Here is a 15389-nt window from a genome sequence, read left to right as displayed (position 1 = left end):
CGTCAGCCGGCACCAAGATAAGCGGAGACGACTTGCGGTGAATTCGCCAGGAGGTCCCGCTCGCCTTCAAAGACGATGCGCCCCATCTCCATCACGTACCCATAGGTGCAGACCGCCATCGCCTTGCGGGCATTCTGTTCGACCAGGAGGACGGTCGTTCCGGACTGGTTGATTTCCCGGATGATGTCGAAGATGCTGTTCACGATCTGGGGGGCCAGCCCCATCGACGGTTCATCCAGCAGCAGAACCTTGGGCCTGGCCATCAGAGCGCGACCGATCGCCAGCATCTGCTGCTCGCCACCCGAAAGGGATCCGGCATACTGGGCCGACCGTTCCTTAAGGCGTGGGAAGCGCTGATAGATCTTGTCCAGATCGTCGCGAACGGCCCGATCGGTCCTGGTATAGGCGCCCACCAGGAGATTGTCCTCGACGGTCATGTTGGAGACGATGCGCCGCCCCTCCGGCACCAAGCTGACACCCCGCTTCACGATAGCGTGCGCCGGCAGGTTGGTGACGTCCTCCCCTTGCAGCATCACCGTGCCCGCTGTCGCGGATATCAACCCGCAGATCACCGACAGAGTCGTGGTCTTGCCGGCACCGTTCGCACCGATGATCGATACGCAGGCCCCCTGTGCCACTTTGATGTTGATGCTGTTGAGCACATCGACGACGCCATAGCCCCCACGGACATTTTTGATCTCAAGCATCGGCATCCGACCCCAGATAGGCTTCGATGACGGCGGGATTCTTCCTGATTTCCTCCGAGGTACCTTCTGCGATTTCCCGCCCGAAATTCAGGACGACGATGCGATCACAGGTATTCGAGACCAGCTCGATATCGTGTTCGATCAGAAGAATGCTAATGCCACGCGACCGGATATTCCGGATGACATCCACCAGCTTCTGGCGCTCCGCCCGGCTCATGCCCGCCGCCGGCTCGTCCAGCAGCAGCAGCCTGGGATGCATCCCCAGCGCGCGGGCAATCTCCACGCGCCGCCGGTCGCCGTAGGACAGGCTCGCCGCCCGCGTCTCGGCAAGGTTCTCGATGCCGAGCAGGGCCAGCAGCTCCCGGCATTTCTCGGTCACCCGACGCTTTTCACGAGCCTGGGACGGCAGGTTCAGCAAGGTCGCCAGCAAGCCGGTCGTACGGGTGAGGTGGCAGCCGAGCGCCACGTTCTCGAGGACGGTGTGGTCGCCAAGCAGACGGATATTCTGAAACGTTCGTGCGACACCCAGCTTGGCGATCTCAAACGGCGCCTGACCGTCGATGCTGACATCGTCCAGGCGGATCCAGCCCGCATCCGCGGCATACAGCCCGGTGATCATGTTCATCGTCGATGTTTTTCCGGAGCCGTTCGGGCCGATAAGTCCGGTAATGCTGTTCGCCGGGACCTCGAACGAAATGCGGTCCACCGCAATGATGCCCTGAAACTGCTTGGCGATCTGGCGGACGGACAGATGGGCTCCAGTCATGCGCCATCTCCATGAGCTGGGTTCGGTGCCGCGAGGCCTTTTGCAGCCGCCTTGCGGCCGATCTTGCCCAGTGCCGAGGGCGAAAAGCTCAGGAGCGAATACATGCCGCCCGGCAGATACAGCACGACGCCGATGATCAGCGCGCCCATGAGGATCTCGCGCAGCTGGCTCGAGAACCTCAGCACCTCGGGCAAGGTCGTGGTGAAAACCGCGCCGAGAATCGGCCCGAGCAGAGCGTTCACCCCTCCCAGAATGGGAAAGGCCAGCGCATCGATGCTTCGCGCAAGGCCGAAGTCTCCCGGCGCGATGAAGTAGTTCATGTGCGCGGCAAATCCGCCGGCCAGGCCGGCGATGAAACCGCTCACCGTGAAGATGGAAAGCCGGTATCGGAAGACATCGATCCCCACCGCCTGCGGCACGACGTCGTCACTCTTGATCGCGGCCACGGCCAAGCCAAAATGCGACCGCCGGAACAGCCGGATCAGGACGATGAGCACGACCAGCAGCGCGATGTAATGCCAAGTCTCGGTCTTGGTCGGAATGTTCATGATGCCGATCGCCCCGCCCGTCACGCTTTCCAGATTCAAGGCCAGAACCCGCACGACCTCGGTAAAGGCAAAGGTCGCGAGCATGAAATAATCGCCGCGCAGTCGCAGCACCGGTGCACCGATCAGAAGCGCCGCGCAGGCCGACACCAAGCCGCCGGCGACCAGCGCCACGACGAAAGGGGCGTCCGACCCCATCGTCAGCAGCACGCTGGTATAGGCCCCGAGCGACATGAAACCGCCGGTGCCGAGCGTGAACATGTTGGCGCTCAGGGCAAGAAACACACCGTAGGCAATGAAGGCGTTGAGCAGGCAGAGGTTGATCAGATTGGAATAGCTGGCCCAAAACTGCGACAGCGCCTCCATCATGCCCGCCGCTCCTCGAAAGAGCGGAACAGACCGGTCGGCCGGAACAGCAGGATCAGGAATATCAGTCCGAACCCGATCGCGTCCCGGAACGACGATGCGACATAGGCGGTGCTGACGACCTCGATCAACCCCAGCAAGAGCCCGCCGATCACGGCCCCCGGAATATTCCCCAGGCCGCCGATGATCATCACGGTCAAGCCCTTCACGAGCATGTGTTCCCCCATGAAGGGGGAGACGACATTGAACAGGATGCCGAGCAGCAAGCCGGCGCCGCCGGCCATGCCGCCCGCCAGAAAGAACGTCGCCATGATCGTACGGTTGACCGGCACGCCGACGATCTGCGCCACGTCTTCGCCGAAAGCGACCGTTCGGATCGCCCGTCCGATCGCGGTTCTCCGAAGCGTGATCGCCAAGGCCGCCATCAGCAGGAGGGACAGGCCGGCAATCAGGAGCTGAATGGATTGGAAGCGAACACCCGCCACATCGAAGCTGACGGAAAGCCATTCGATGGTCGGATACCGCCGGATCTGGGTCCCGAACAATTCCTGCGCACAGGCCACCAGTCCGCGCGCCAAGGCGAGGCTGGCGACCAGCCCCATCCAGCGATGGCCGCCCCGGCGCTTGATGGTGCGGAAGATGAGGAGTTCCGTCAGCACCCCGAGGACGCCGCCGGCCACTATCGCCCCCAGGAAGGCCACGGGCAGCGGCAGGCCCATCAGGGCGATCTCCAGGCCGAGATAAGCCCCGGCCATGAAGAACGCCCCCTGCGCCATGTTCACCACGTTCAGCACGCCGAACACCAGCGTGCATCCCATGGCGAACACTGCGTAGGTGGCCCCGAGCGACAGGCCGTTGACCATTTGCTGGAGGAAGATCGACATCCGGCGCGATCCTCTACTCGGCGATGACGAACTTTGCTGCCTTCACCACCAGAACCTTGGCCTGGATCACCGGCTCGCGGTCGCTGGTGAAAGAAAACTTGCCAAGCGGGGAGTCGATATCCTTGGTCGCCGCGAGTGCGTCGCGCAGCTTGGCCGAATCGCCTGCCCCGCCAGCCCGCTTGAGGGCGTCCGCAAAGGCCAGCACGGCGGTGTATTGGTAAGCGGCGTAGCTGTCCGGTTCGGAACCGAACTTGGCGGAATAAGCCTTGATGAAAGCCTTGTTCGCCGGGCTGTCGAAATCGAGGAACCACCCCGCTCCCGCCAGCAGGCCCTCGCCCGCCGGCCCGGCAAGTTCGATGAATTTCGGGCTGATGGCGGAATTCGAGGCGATCAGGAGCGTGGCCTGCGGAATGCCGAGCTGGCGCGCCTGGCGGACGATATTGGCGACTTCTTCTGCCAACGCGCTGATCACGATCGCATCGGGATTGGCGGCCTTGATCTTGGTCAGCTGGGCGGAATAGTCGACGTCGCCCTTCTGGAGCGTCTCGGTCGTCAGAACCTTGATGCCTTCCTTCTGGAGAGCCGCCTTGTGCACTTCGTAGTTGGCCTTCATCGACACGTCGTCGATGCCGTAGATCTGGGCTGCCGTCTTGATCTTGTACTTTTCCTTCGCGAACTGCAGGACGCCCGGGAACGTCACCGATTCAGGCGGGCTGGTGCGGAAGATATAGGTGCCGATTGCCGGAATGCCGGAGGCGGTATTGGAACTCGCGATCACCGGCGTGCGCGCCTGCTGGGCGAGCGGCCCGGCTGCGAACATGGAATTCGACAACGAAGGGCCGAAGATGACGGCGACCTTGTCGCGATTCAGCATCCGCTGAAAAATATTGACGGTCTGGCCGCGGTCGCCGGCGTCGTCCGCATGCATCCCCTCCAGCTTGAGATTCCCCAGCTGGCCGGAGGCATTGATCTGCTCGATCGCGAGCTCCGCCGCATTCTTCTGCACAGTCCCGTAGATGGCAGCGGATCCGCCGGAGGTGGACTGCACGATCCCGACTTTCACCATCTGCTGAGCGACGGCCGACACCGAGGTGAACGCCCCGAGGGCGAGAGCGGTCGCGGCGGCCGCTTTGATCAGGTTCCCCATTGATTTTCCCTTCCAAAGCGATGCTACCTTCCCGCCGTCTCAGGCTTTGGAAGGCTTGGGTGGATGGCGCCCTTCAGCTGACACGATCGGCTATTGCGACGGCGCATCTGAGATTGTATCCAATATAGATAGCGTTGCATCCAGTCCTGGGTTTCGTCAACAATAAATTTCAAACGCTCATGAAAGGCGGGGAGTGGCCCTTGACAACAAATAGCATCGACCTCGTGAAGCAACTCGCGGATACGATCGCTGATCGCATCATGTCCGGAGAGTTGGTGCCCGGTTCGCGACTGCGCCAAGAAGCACTGGCCGAAGAGTTTTCGGTCAGCCGGACGCCCATTCGGGAAGCGCTTCGCCAGCTTGAAACCAAAGGCCTCGTCGAGCATTTGCCAAACCAGGGTGCGACGGTCCGCATTCCCGGTGCGCGCGAGATTCGCGAAGGCTATCAGGTGCGGGCCGAACTCGAGGGCCTTGCCGCGGAACTATGCGTCGAATGGGTCACGGATGAGCAGGTCGAGACGCTGCAAAAGGCGCAGGTCAAATTTGCGTCGGTTGTCGATTCGCTCGTCCCCCAGAAGCCCCAGGCCAGCACGGCGAAGAACGCCAGCAGGGGCTGGGTCGAATCGAATGCCACGTTTCACGACATCATTCTGACGGCTTCCCGCAATACCCGCCTCAAGGCCATGGTCCTCGACCTCCACGCCAACTTCACGCGCGGCATCATGATGTCCACCGCGACCATGGACGGCCGTGCGATGCGCGAAAATGTGGCCCAGCATGAAGCCATCATCCGTGCGATCGAACAGCATGATGCACAGGAAGCGCGTCGCGCCATGCGCCATCACATCCTGCGGTCGGGCGAACTCGCCATCTGGTGGCTGGAAAACACGATCGGCGCATAGTGCGGAGGCGGGCGTCGTGCCGTGGCCCCGGGAGCCTACCGGACCGCTCGCCAACCGGTGAAATTCTTGACGTACTCGGGCGTCTTGACGCCGGCCTTGAGGGTCGGGCTGTCGACCGGGTCGCCCGCGACGATCTTCAACGGAATGACCCCAGCCCAGGAATCAAGCTGCTGATCCTCTTCGAAATCGCTCACGCCCGTATCCCTGACCTTGGCCGAGGCTTCGACCAATGGAAATCGGATCACGGCGGTGGCGTTGATTTCCTTCCCCTTCGGTTCCCTGACCTTGTGCCCCGGCACCATGTGCTGGATGAAGCCGTCGAGAATCCGCATCTTCTCGCCCCGATCGCGGACTTCCTCCCCCTTTGCGAACAGGACGACCGACCTGTAGTCCACGGCGCAATGGAAGCCGGACCGTGCCGCGACCAAGGCGTCGATGATGCTGACGGTGATGCACACCTCCGCGCCATCGGCCAGCGAGCGCAGCAACTGGCTCGTGTTGCTGCCGTGGAGATAAACGTATTCGCCGATCCTCAGGATCGCCATCGGGATGACACGCGCCGTATTGTTCATCGAGACCCCGACATGGCAGACGATGGACTGGTCGATGATCGCGTGCACCAGATCTCGATCATAGGATCCCCGCGTCGGAACCTTCTGGAATTCGGTCCGCTGAGTAGGCAGGTATTCGGTTGTCATGCTGGGACTTCCTCGTGACTGCCCAACGGGCTAGGCGACGTTGGCCTTGACTACATTGTGGTCGCCTTCCCAATCCTGGCGGGCATCCGGCACCTCTCCGCGCAGCAGGACCTGCAGAGTGTCGTAAAGCGATGCCGGGACCAGGACCCCTTCCGTTACCGTCCGCTTGCGCGCTGCGTACCGGCGATCGGAAGGAAGCCTCGCGCCCGTCTGGGCAAGGATGCGCGTGAACAGCTCTTCGCCGTGCTCCATCTGTTTCTGCAGATCGCCCAGCATGTTGAACTTGGTCGGATCGAGGGCCAGGACCAGCTGTCCGCCACAGCAGGTGCCGGCGCCGGCCGTGTCGTACTCGCCGGACTCGTAGCTCAGGAAATCACCGATAAGGGGCCCGGCCAGCAACTCGACCATCGTGGCAAGCGCGGACCCCTTGAAGCCACCAAACGGCAGCTGGGCACCCAGCAGGGCTTGTCCGGGGTCCGTCGTCGGCTGACCCGCGGCATCGATGGCCCAGCCTTCCCCGAGAGATCGGCCGTCCCGCATCCGGACCTGAATTTCGCCCCGCGCGCTGGCGCTGGTCGCCATATCGAAGCAATAGGGCTCCGAATTCGGCCTGGGCCAGGCGAAGGCAATCGGGTTGGTGCCAAACAGGGGCTTGTTGCCGCCCGCGGGCGCCACATAAGGCGCGGCCGAGACGAAGGAGAAACCGACGAGCCCGCGCGCGGCCAACCGCTCCACCTCCGGCCACAGGGCGACGATGCTGTGGCAGTGATTGATGACCAGGGCCGCGATGCCGAACTGCTTGGCCCGGTCCGCGAGAAGCTGATCGCCGACCTCCAGCGCGAGATTGGAATAGCCGTAGTGGGCATCGATGCGCACGACGGCCGGCGCCAAGTCATTGATGGTCGGAGTCTTGTCCCCCGTCGCCAGACCCGACTTGACCCCGTTGATATAGAAAGGGATGCGAAACAGTCCGTGATGCAGACATTCGTCGCGCTCGGCGGCCGTGACGGTTCGAGAGATGGCCCCTGCATGCGCTTCGGAAAAACCATGCTTCAGAAGCAACTGATGCACGGTGCTGGAGATTTCGGGCAGGGTCATTTTCACGGGGGCGCTCATGGGCCGTTATCTCCGTTCGCGAATTGGATTCTATATTATCCTTATTGGATACAATCTCAAGTTTGGGGTTTCTGTCAAGGCAGGGCGTGACGCCGGTACCGGCGGAAGCCGACCTCAGTCTCGCTTTCACCGGCGACGGCGAGCCTGCGAGAAGGGTTTCCGGATCGCGTTTTTGTTGCTCGCCAACCTTGTCCGCCGGGAGCAAGCCGCTGGTGCCTGTTCCCTCCGGAGACCGGAGATGGCCCTTCTCGCTCACGCAGCTGATGGCAACAGCGCTATGCGTCGTAAGGAAGACTCGTCCGGCAGATTACTCAAAGATCGAAAGGAGCTTTCTCAGCCGACATGGATCTAAACCGCGTTCGACTTCATTGAAGGTCGTTATGCTCGCAGCGATCGATGGGCGAAAATTCCAAGTTTTGGTCCCGAATTTTCCTGTTCCGGCCTGAGTTATTTCCTGCTCCGAACACGACGGAGAGACCTGTTCGTGGTGGATTGCGCCCACCGCCATTCATTATGCGAGCCTTTTCTCCGGCGCCCCGAGCCCCGGAGAAAAGGCCCGCTTCCCGGGCCCTGCTCTCGCGGAACGACCACCATCCGCGGTATGAGCATTCCCGAACGATGGTAGGTTCTTGCGCACCCGCCCCGTGGTCTAGGACACTCACGGCATGAACGACATCACCACCGGCAACGAACTTTCCGAGCGCATTTCCGCTGCGGCCCTCGAGATCGAGGACAAGGTCATCGCGTGGCGGCGCGACCTTCACGAGAATCCGGAGCTTTCGTATCAGGAGACGCGCACCGCCGCGCTCGCCGCCGAACACCTGAAAAAACTCGGCTACGAGGTGAGGACGGGCGTCGGGATCACCGGCGTCGTGGGCGTGCTGAAGGGCGGCAAGCCCGGCGGCGTCGTGGCGCTGCGGGCCGACATGGATGCGCTGCCCGTCGAGGAGCGGGTCGACCTGCCCTTCGCCTCCAAGGCCACGGCGCAGTATCTCGGGCAGACCGTTCCGGTCATGCATGCCTGCGGCCACGATTGCCACGTCGCCATCCTGATGGGTGTCGCCGAGATCCTGGCCGGCATGAAGGACGAGATACCGGGCACGGTGAAGCTGATCTTCCAGCCCAACGAGGAAGGCTCCAACGACGGCCGTCCGAGCGGCGCCCAGGCGATGATCGCCGACGGCTGCCTGCAGAACCCGGCGCCGTCCGCCGTGTTCGGCCTGCACGTAACCTCGGGCATCCGCTCAGGCGTGATTGCGCTCCGCCCCGGCGGGCTGATGGCAAGCGCCGATCGCCTCAAGATCGACGTCGAGGGCCGCCAGACGCACGCCTCGCAGCCGTGGCGCGGCATCGATCCCGTCGTCACCTCGGCGCAGATCATCCTGGCGCTGCAGACCATCGTCAGCCGTCAGCTCGATCCCACCCTCACGCCGGCGGTCGTCTCGGTCTCGACCATCCATGGCGGCGTGCGCAACAACATCCTGCCCGATTCGGTCGCCATGGAAGGCACCATCCGCACCCACGATGAGGGCGTGCGCGCCGAGATCTGGAAGCGCATCGACAAGACCGCCACCGCCATCGCCGATGCCGCCGGCGCCAAGGCCACCGTCACGGTCTTCGAAGGCGTGCCGGTGACCTACAACGATCCGCCGCTCACCGATTGGGGCACCGCCAGCCTGAAGAACGGTCTCGACACCCAGCGCGTCACCGAGGTGCGCCCGGTGATGGGCGCTGAGGATTTCTCGTACCTCGCCCAGGTCGTGCCGGGCATGTTCTTTTTCCTGGGTATCGTGCCACCGGACGCCGACCCGCTGCAGGCGCCCGCCAACCATTCGCCGCTCTTCCGCGTCCACGAGCCCGCCCTCAAGTACGGCGTGCGCGCGCTGAGCTATCTCGCGATCGACTATCTGAAGCGGAAGTAGCGACCGGAGCGGCGAATCACGTTCCTCCCCATTCAAATGGGGAGGTGGCGGCGTCTTGCGCGTCGGAGGGGTCATGGCTTTGCGACGCCTATGACCCCATCGCCCCGTATGACGGGGCACTTCCCCATTTGAATGGAGAAGAGCGTCGCGGTCGCCTACGTCTTGGCGTAGGCGATGCTCATGGTCTCGGCGACACAGGCCGGACGCTCCTGGCCCTCGATCTCGACAGTCCATTGGTAGGTCATGCGAATGCCGCCGTTCGGCATGTCGTCGGCGGCCAGCAGCTTCTGCCGGCCGCGGATACGGGCCCCGACCTGCACCGGGCTGGTGTAGCGCACCTTGTTCGAGCCGTAGTTGATGCCGTTCCGCATATTGTCGATCTTCAGCACATCGCGGGCGAAGGTAGAGATCACGGCGAAGGTGAGATTGCCGTGCGCGATGGTCTTGCCATCCGGCATGTCGGTCTTGCAGCGCTCGACATCGACATGGATCCACTGATGGTCGCCACTTGCTTCGGCGAACGTATTGATGCGTTCCTGAGTCATGACCAGCCAGTCGCTAACCCCCAGCTCCTGACCGACCAGCGCCTTCATCGCCTGCGGGCTCTCGACGGTTCGCTTTGCCATGATTTCCTCCTTCAAACCAACACGGATCCTGTACCGTCGCAGGAAGAGTTCGCAAGCGCGGGCGATGCCCGGCGTCAGCCCCGATGGCGGCCCTGATGCGGTCGACCGCGAACGTGTAAGGCAAGCCGGGCATGACGCCTATGCCCATGGTGTCACGATAAATGCCTCGATCTCGATGCGAGGCCGAGGAAATCGTAGCCGATCATGCCACGGCGGCCCAAACGATGTTGTGGCTCTCGTTGACCGCCGGCAAGCCGAGGTAGAAGCCCGGACTCTGAAGCGACTCCGACAGAGCGTGCGCCGCCACTGACAGCGCCGCCACTGCAGCGACCGCCGCCAAGAGCATTTCAATCACCCGAATTCCCTCGAACAAAGCCGTTCGCATTGGTCAATACGCAAGTTGCTGACACCGACACCGAGCACGGCCGCGCACAAACATGCGCGGTTTGACCCTCGGTTTAGACAACCAGGAGTTCACAACCACTGCGGCCAACGACAGGGCGCGATCGACTTCAGCGAGCTGCTGATCGCACCATCGCCAGGGACCGGGCAAAGCCCGTCATATTGATCGTAATGTTTGCCTGTCGTCCGTCGGAAGACTGGATGATCGCTTCTGCCTGGGTAACCGCCGAGGCATCGCGCACAAAGGCTTCATCCAGCGATATCGTGGCTTCACAATAGGCCGGTTCGCACGTCGTGATGGAAAACTTGCGACGTGCCTTGTCGGAGAATTTCAACTCCACCCCAGGCGCGATCTGGACACCGGGCAGGAAGCGCAGGGTCGAGGTCAGAACGCCGTCCTTGTTGGGCGCGATGGTCCAGGCCAACAACACCCGTCGCGTCTTGTTGGCGTCCTGGATGATGCTTAACTCGGCGGTACAGCTCCGCTTTTCCCGAGGCTCCCACACCTCGCGGCAAGTCACCGTCCAATTGTCATAGGTCAGGATCTCGGTCCGCGCGGATGCGCCGGGAGGCAAGGTCTGCGCCTGGGCGCCTCCGGAGGGCGATCCTACGCACATCGCTGCGAGGACCTGGATACCAAACGACAGAAGCTTCTTCACGCTTTCAACTTCCCGTTTCTCGACCGATCAACGGCTTACCGTTGGTGACCTGGAATTTCTTCCGGATACCGAGGCTCGAGGCCTTTCCGCGTTCTACCCGCAAATCGCTCACCACGTCATGCGCAGGCCAGTCGAGAAGACGTGGGCGTCGTCTCGACCGGTTATCTCGCCATCGTAACGCGCGTAGATCGAAGCACCGTCGGCGATCCGCGTCGTGAGGCCGAGCCCGATCACCACGGCGTCGCGCTGCGGCTGGGCGCCGTAGACCGTGAAAGGCACCGAGGCTGCGCCGGCGAACGAGGCCGTTACAGGCCGCGTCGTGCTGGCATATTCGTGAGCCCAGCCCAGCCGCGACGTCAGGGCGAGGGTCCGCGCCTGCGCAATTGGGATGGCAGCCGCCAGGTCGGCGCCCAGGACTGAACGTACAGACGTGGTGTTCTGCTGCGCCACATTGAGGTTCAGCGAGTTGGCGCCGCTCTCGGTGAAGGCGTTCTGTGACGCCGCCACGGTCTGAAAGCGTGCGAACGGCGAGACAGTCGCGGTAGCCGGCGCGTAGATCTCGATCCGGTAGCCAGCCTCGACCTGACCCAGCAACTGGTTAGCCCCGGCGGTACCAGTGGCGATGCGCGCCGCGAGGCCGGGAATGACGATCGAACGTTGCAGCGTATTGTTGGCATAGGCGTAGCCCGCCAGGCCGTCGGCGTAGAATCCGCCCTCGGTGAAGGAGGCATAAAGCGCCGCATTGTAGGTGTCGCTCCACCCCGTGGCCTGGAAGCCGCCGACCCACTGCCGGCCGCTCGAAAAGCCCACTGTCGCACCGACGAGAAAGCGCGGGTCGACGCGATAATCCACGCCGACCGCCGCGCCGCCGAAATTGTAGGTCAGTGTGCCTGCATTGGCATTGCCACCGATGTTGCCCATTCCGCCGAGCCCGGTGATCCAGGCGCCCCATCGCGCCGGCGCCGCCGTGTCGCAAGAAGTTTCGCAGGCCTCGGCGAGCGCCACGCGCGTGGCAACCGGCGTCCCGCCGCGCGCTATGGCGATTTGCTGCGCCAAGGCGTTCATGAACAGGATGTTGCCCGCGATGTTGACGGTGCCGAAGCCCGAATAGGGCTGGCCGCTGATCGCGTCCAGGGCTGCCGGGCCCTGTGCGGTGCTCAAGCCGGCAAGCGCGTTCAGCACCGTGTTGAAGTCGCCGCTGGTGACCGAAGGCGAGGCAATGTCGAGTGCAGTACCGACGGCGAGCTGGTTCGCCGTTTGCGCGCCCGACGCGAAGGCGCTGCTCGACTGGAAAAGGGTCAGGAACGCGTTGTTGGCGTCGTAGCTCAGGCTCGGTGTCAGGAAGGCGAGGTTGCTGGTGACGCCGGCATAGGCGCCCGCGACGCCGCCGGTGGCGTTGACGATCGTGTAGGTGGTGTTGCGTGCATAGGCTCCCGGTTGGGCCAGCACCTGCACACTGCCTCCGTTCAAGGTGGCGGCGCCCGTCACGCTCAACCGGTCGCTCTGGCCCGCACCGTTGACCTCGACCTGGTAGAAGCCGCCATTGTGCGTGTAGTTGCCCGCGACCGTCAGCGCACCGATCGAGTTGTTGCCCGGCGCCAGCGTGCCGCCGTTCACGGTCAGGCCAGCGATCATACCGGTGCCGCCGATCGTGCCATTCGGGCCCACCACAACGCCGCTCGCGAGGCTGCCGTTCACCGCCAGCGTGCCGCCCGTCACCGACGTGATGCCGGTATAGGTCTGGGCGCCCGCGAGATTGAGGACACCCGCACCCGTCTTGGTCAATGTGCCGGTGCCCGAGACGACGCCGGCGTAGGTCCCATTCGAGGCCTGGTCGAACACGACTGCCGCATTGTTCGCGATCGAGCCCTGCAGGCTGATGGTCGTGCCCTGCAGCGTGCCGCCTGTCACTATGGTCCCACCACCGTAGGTATTGGCGCCGCTCAGGATAAGCGTCCCGGTGCCCTGCTTGGTCAGGCCGCCACCACTGCCGGAAAGAACGCCCGAATAGCTCGTGGACGCGTTGTCGCCGCCGGTCGTCAGCCTCCCCGTGCCCAGCGCGATCGTGCCGCCGCTGCCCGACAGCGAGCCCGTCGTCAGGTTGGTGACGCCGACCAGGCTGACGGTGCCGCCGTTGACGCCAAGTGCGCCGGTAATCGATCCGCCCGTGACAGTCACCGTGCCCGAGTTGGCAAGGCTTGCCATCGTTCCGCCCGAGAGGCCCAGCGTGCCGCCCGCGTTGTTGGTGAAGGCGCCGGTCGACCCCGCCGTCTGGTTGAACGTGCCGGTGTTGCTGATGGGGCCGGTCCAGGTGCCCGCATTGTTGACAGTGCTCCCGGCCGCCGTCGAACTCGTCGCCGCCCCTACAGTTCCGGCGGCGTTATTGGTGAAAGTTCCATCGTTGACAGTCAGCGCCGCGCTCAGCGTTACCGAGCCGCCATTGGTCATCGTCCCGGTTGTCTGCGTGTAGCTCGCACCTTGCAGCGTGCTGAAGGCGTTGTTCGTCACCGTGCCGGTATTGGTGAGCGCCGTTACGCCGGCAGTTCCCAAGGCGCCATTGTTCGTTATGGCAGCAGCGTTCGAGACCGTCGCCGTGCCTACTGTTCCAGTGGCGTTATTGGTGAAAGTTCCGCCGTTGACAGTCAGCGCCCCGCTCAGCGTCATCGCACCGCCACTGGTCGTGGTCCCGGTGGTCTGCGTGTAGCTCGCACCTTGCAGGGTGCTGCCGGCATTGTTCGTCACCGTGCCGCTATTGGTGAGCGCCGATACACCGGAAGTTCCCAAGGTGCCGTTGTTCGTTATCGTAGCGCCAGCGGCGTTCGAAATCGTCGCCGCGCCTACCGTTCCGGTGGCGTTATTGGTGAAAGTTCCGCCGTTGACAGTCAGCGCCCCGCTCAGCGTCATCGCACCGCCACTGGTCGTGGTCCCGGTGGTCTGCGTGTAGCTCGCACCTTGCAGGGTGCTGCCGGCATTGTTCGTCACCGTGCCGCTATTGGTGAGCGCCGATACACCGGAAGTTCCCAAGGTGCCGTTGTTCGTTATCGTAGCGCCAGCGGCGTTCGAAATCGTCGCCGCGCCTACCGTTCCGGTGGCGTTATTGCTGAAGGTTCCGCCATTGACGGTCAGCGCTCCGCCCAGCGACGTCGCCCCGTTATTGGTCGTCGTCCCGGTGGTCTGCGTGTAGCTCGCACCTTGCAGGGTGCTGCCGGCATTGTTCGTCACCGTGCCGCTATTGGTGAGCGCCGTTACGCCGACAGTTCCGAAGGTGCCATTGTTCGTTACAGTAGCCGCGTTTGAAATCGTCGCCGCCGCCACTGTTCCGGTGGCGTTATTGCTGAACGTTCCACCGTTGACAGTAAGCGCTCCGCTCAGCGTCATCGCGCCGCCACTGGTTGTTGTCCCGGCGGTCTGCGTGTAGGTCGCACCTTGCAAGGTGCCGCCGGCATTGTTCGTCACCGTGCCGCTATTGGTGAGCGCCGATACACCGGAAGTTCCCAAGGTGCCGTTGTTCGCGATCGTAGCGCCAGCAGCGTTCGAAATAGTCGCCGCTGCTACTGTACCGGTCGCGTTATTGGTGAACGTTCCGCCGTTGACAGCCAGCGCTGCGCTTAGCGTCATCGCGCCGTTATTGGTCGTTGTCACTGCGGTCTGCGTGTAGCTCGCACCTTGCAGGGTGCTGCCGGCGTTGTTCGTCACTGTGCCGGTATTGGTGAACGCCGTCACGCCGGCAGTTCCCAAGGTTCCGTTGTTCGTCGTGTCGCCGCTATTGTTGTAGCTCGCAGCCGCCATACCGCCGTTGTTCGTCAGCGTACCGCCATTACCAATCGTTACTGCCGTCAACCCGGCGCCGACGGTGACCGAAACGCTGCCCGCATTGGCAAGGCTGTTGATGCCGGAAAAGGTACCTGCATTGATCGTCAGGACACCCGTACCCTGATTGTCGAACGTCGCTATGGGCGAGACGTTAGGTCCGGCCACACCCACGCCGGACAGAGTTCCGGTCACCGTCACAGTGCCCAGGTTCGTGACAGTCGGCGCCGACAGAATACCTTGCGCGTTGAGGACGGCGCCGAAGCTGGAGAGGATCGATGTTCCGCTGTTGAGTTCACCCGTCGTGGCGACCGCGCTTCCGGCCTGCACGTTCACCTGGCCGGTCGACGACAGAAGGGCACCGGTGAGCGACCCACCCGACAGATTGGCGTTCGCGGCGGATACACTGACGCCGCTTCCGACCGTGCCGCCGCTCATGATGAACGAACCGGTCACAGTCACGGTACCGCCACCGGTGATGGTACCAGCGGACAGGTCCACGGACGTGGTCGATGTGAGCGTGTTGTTGTTCAGGTCCAGCGTATTGCCGGTCCCGTTCATGGCCAGGCTTCCGACAGCGCTGTTGGTGCTCAGCGTCGGCTGGTTGGCGCCGCCCGCGCCTCCCAAGGTGGTTAGAGTTGCTGCTGTAGGTGCGTTGTTGGTCCAGTTGCCATTTGCGGACCAGTCCGAAGTGGTGGCTCCCGTCCAGGCCGTTTGTGCGGATGCCCCCGTCGGGAGAGAGAGGGCCGTCAATGCCGTGCCGACCAACAACAGCACGCGAAAGCGCGCGAGCTGTTCGCCACTGACACCAGCTGTCATCATTCCCTCAAGACACCCAA

General features: G+C 63.3%; 13 protein-coding genes. 2 read left to right on the top strand and 11 right to left on the bottom strand.

Annotation, left to right across the window (positions count from 1 at the left end):
- Positions 1-2 precede the first annotated feature (2 nt).
- Genes ACQY78_RS20690 through ACQY78_RS20670 form a run of 5 tightly spaced genes read right to left on the bottom strand, consistent with a single transcriptional unit; the run spans position 3 to position 4415 of the window.
- Entirely contained in the window at positions 3-707 is a 705-nt protein-coding gene (locus ACQY78_RS20690) for an ABC transporter ATP-binding protein (RefSeq protein ID WP_428678179.1), read from the bottom strand.
- Positions 700-1473: an ABC transporter ATP-binding protein gene (locus tag ACQY78_RS20685; protein WP_428678177.1), complete on the bottom strand. Its 774-nt coding sequence runs from the start codon at positions 1471-1473 to the stop codon at positions 700-702. Before ACQY78_RS20685 ends, ACQY78_RS20690 begins: the two co-directional genes overlap by 8 nt.
- Positions 1470-2387 carry a branched-chain amino acid ABC transporter permease gene (locus ACQY78_RS20680; RefSeq protein WP_428678175.1) on the bottom strand — a complete coding sequence of 306 codons (918 nt, stop codon included), beginning with the start codon at positions 2385-2387 and terminating at the stop codon, positions 1470-1472. Before ACQY78_RS20680 ends, ACQY78_RS20685 begins: the two co-directional genes overlap by 4 nt.
- Positions 2384-3268: a branched-chain amino acid ABC transporter permease gene (locus tag ACQY78_RS20675; RefSeq protein ID WP_428678173.1), complete on the bottom strand. Its 885-nt coding sequence runs from the start codon at positions 3266-3268 to the stop codon at positions 2384-2386. Before ACQY78_RS20675 ends, ACQY78_RS20680 begins: the two co-directional genes overlap by 4 nt.
- Positions 3269-3281: 13 nt before the next feature.
- Positions 3282-4415, bottom strand: a complete 1134-nt coding sequence (locus tag ACQY78_RS20670; RefSeq protein WP_428678171.1) for an ABC transporter substrate-binding protein — start codon at positions 4413-4415, stop codon at positions 3282-3284.
- Between the two features lie 200 nt (positions 4416-4615).
- On the opposite strand from ACQY78_RS20670, the gene ACQY78_RS20665 reads away from it, so the two are divergent.
- Positions 4616-5317 (top strand): GntR family transcriptional regulator, encoded by a 702-nt coding sequence (locus tag ACQY78_RS20665; RefSeq protein WP_428678169.1) that lies wholly within the window; start codon positions 4616-4618, stop codon positions 5315-5317.
- Between the two features lie 35 nt (positions 5318-5352).
- Here the strand turns inward: ACQY78_RS20665 and ACQY78_RS20660 are convergent, their stop codons facing one another.
- Together ACQY78_RS20660 and ACQY78_RS20655 are read right to left on the bottom strand one after the other, a co-directional pair.
- Positions 5353-6015, bottom strand: coding sequence for a pyridoxamine 5'-phosphate oxidase family protein (locus tag ACQY78_RS20660; RefSeq protein WP_428678168.1), 663 nt, complete (start codon positions 6013-6015; stop codon positions 5353-5355).
- Between the two features lie 30 nt (positions 6016-6045).
- Positions 6046-7131, bottom strand: coding sequence for an Ldh family oxidoreductase (locus ACQY78_RS20655; protein WP_428678166.1), 1086 nt, complete (start codon positions 7129-7131; stop codon positions 6046-6048).
- Positions 7132-7796: 665 nt separating this feature from the next.
- Here ACQY78_RS20655 and ACQY78_RS20650 point away from each other — a divergent pair.
- Positions 7797-9053, top strand: coding sequence for an amidohydrolase (locus tag ACQY78_RS20650; RefSeq protein ID WP_428678165.1), 1257 nt, complete (start codon positions 7797-7799; stop codon positions 9051-9053).
- A 155-nt stretch (positions 9054-9208) separates the two neighbouring features.
- Here ACQY78_RS20650 and ACQY78_RS20645 read toward each other — a convergent pair whose 3' ends face one another.
- The 4 genes from ACQY78_RS20645 to ACQY78_RS20630 all read right to left on the bottom strand — a co-directional run bounded on the left by ACQY78_RS20645 (position 9209) and on the right by ACQY78_RS20630 (position 15369).
- Positions 9209-9679, bottom strand: coding sequence for a MaoC family dehydratase (locus ACQY78_RS20645; protein WP_428678163.1), 471 nt, complete (start codon positions 9677-9679; stop codon positions 9209-9211).
- Positions 9680-9881: 202 nt separating this feature from the next.
- Positions 9882-10025 (bottom strand): hypothetical protein, encoded by a 144-nt coding sequence (locus tag ACQY78_RS20640; RefSeq protein WP_428678161.1) that lies wholly within the window; start codon positions 10023-10025, stop codon positions 9882-9884.
- A 166-nt stretch (positions 10026-10191) separates the two neighbouring features.
- Positions 10192-10740, bottom strand: coding sequence for an invasion associated locus B family protein (locus ACQY78_RS20635; protein ID WP_428678159.1), 549 nt, complete (start codon positions 10738-10740; stop codon positions 10192-10194).
- 108 nt (positions 10741-10848) lie between these two features.
- Positions 10849-15369, bottom strand: a complete 4521-nt coding sequence (locus ACQY78_RS20630) for an autotransporter domain-containing protein (RefSeq protein WP_428678157.1) — start codon at positions 15367-15369, stop codon at positions 10849-10851.
- Positions 15370-15389 lie beyond the last annotated feature (20 nt).

The organism is Reyranella sp., from assembly GCF_965279625.1.
Lineage (GTDB): Bacteria > Pseudomonadota > Alphaproteobacteria > Reyranellales > Reyranellaceae > Reyranella.
The sequence above is the reverse complement of the archived record's forward strand: the minus strand, read 5'-3'. Positions and strand labels throughout refer to the sequence as shown.

Coding starts and splice junctions, on each gene's coding strand:
- ACQY78_RS20685 (WP_428678177.1), bottom strand. CDS start 1,473: ATGACTGGAGCCCATCTGTCCGTCCGCCAGATCGCCAAGCAGTTTCAG.
- ACQY78_RS20640 (WP_428678161.1), bottom strand. CDS start 10,025: ATGCTCTTGGCGGCGGTCGCTGCAGTGGCGGCGCTGTCAGTGGCGGCG.
- ACQY78_RS20680 (WP_428678175.1), bottom strand. CDS start 2,387: ATGATGGAGGCGCTGTCGCAGTTTTGGGCCAGCTATTCCAATCTGATC.
- ACQY78_RS20655 (WP_428678166.1), bottom strand. CDS start 7,131: ATGAGCGCCCCCGTGAAAATGACCCTGCCCGAAATCTCCAGCACCGTG.
- ACQY78_RS20650 (WP_428678165.1), top strand. CDS start 7,797: ATGAACGACATCACCACCGGCAACGAACTTTCCGAGCGCATTTCCGCT.
- ACQY78_RS20690 (WP_428678179.1), bottom strand. CDS start 707: ATGCTTGAGATCAAAAATGTCCGTGGGGGCTATGGCGTCGTCGATGTG.
- ACQY78_RS20660 (WP_428678168.1), bottom strand. CDS start 6,015: ATGACAACCGAATACCTGCCTACTCAGCGGACCGAATTCCAGAAGGTT.
- ACQY78_RS20675 (WP_428678173.1), bottom strand. CDS start 3,268: ATGTCGATCTTCCTCCAGCAAATGGTCAACGGCCTGTCGCTCGGGGCC.
- ACQY78_RS20645 (WP_428678163.1), bottom strand. CDS start 9,679: ATGGCAAAGCGAACCGTCGAGAGCCCGCAGGCGATGAAGGCGCTGGTC.
- ACQY78_RS20670 (WP_428678171.1), bottom strand. CDS start 4,415: ATGGGGAACCTGATCAAAGCGGCCGCCGCGACCGCTCTCGCCCTCGGG.
- ACQY78_RS20630 (WP_428678157.1), bottom strand. CDS start 15,369: ATGACAGCTGGTGTCAGTGGCGAACAGCTCGCGCGCTTTCGCGTGCTG.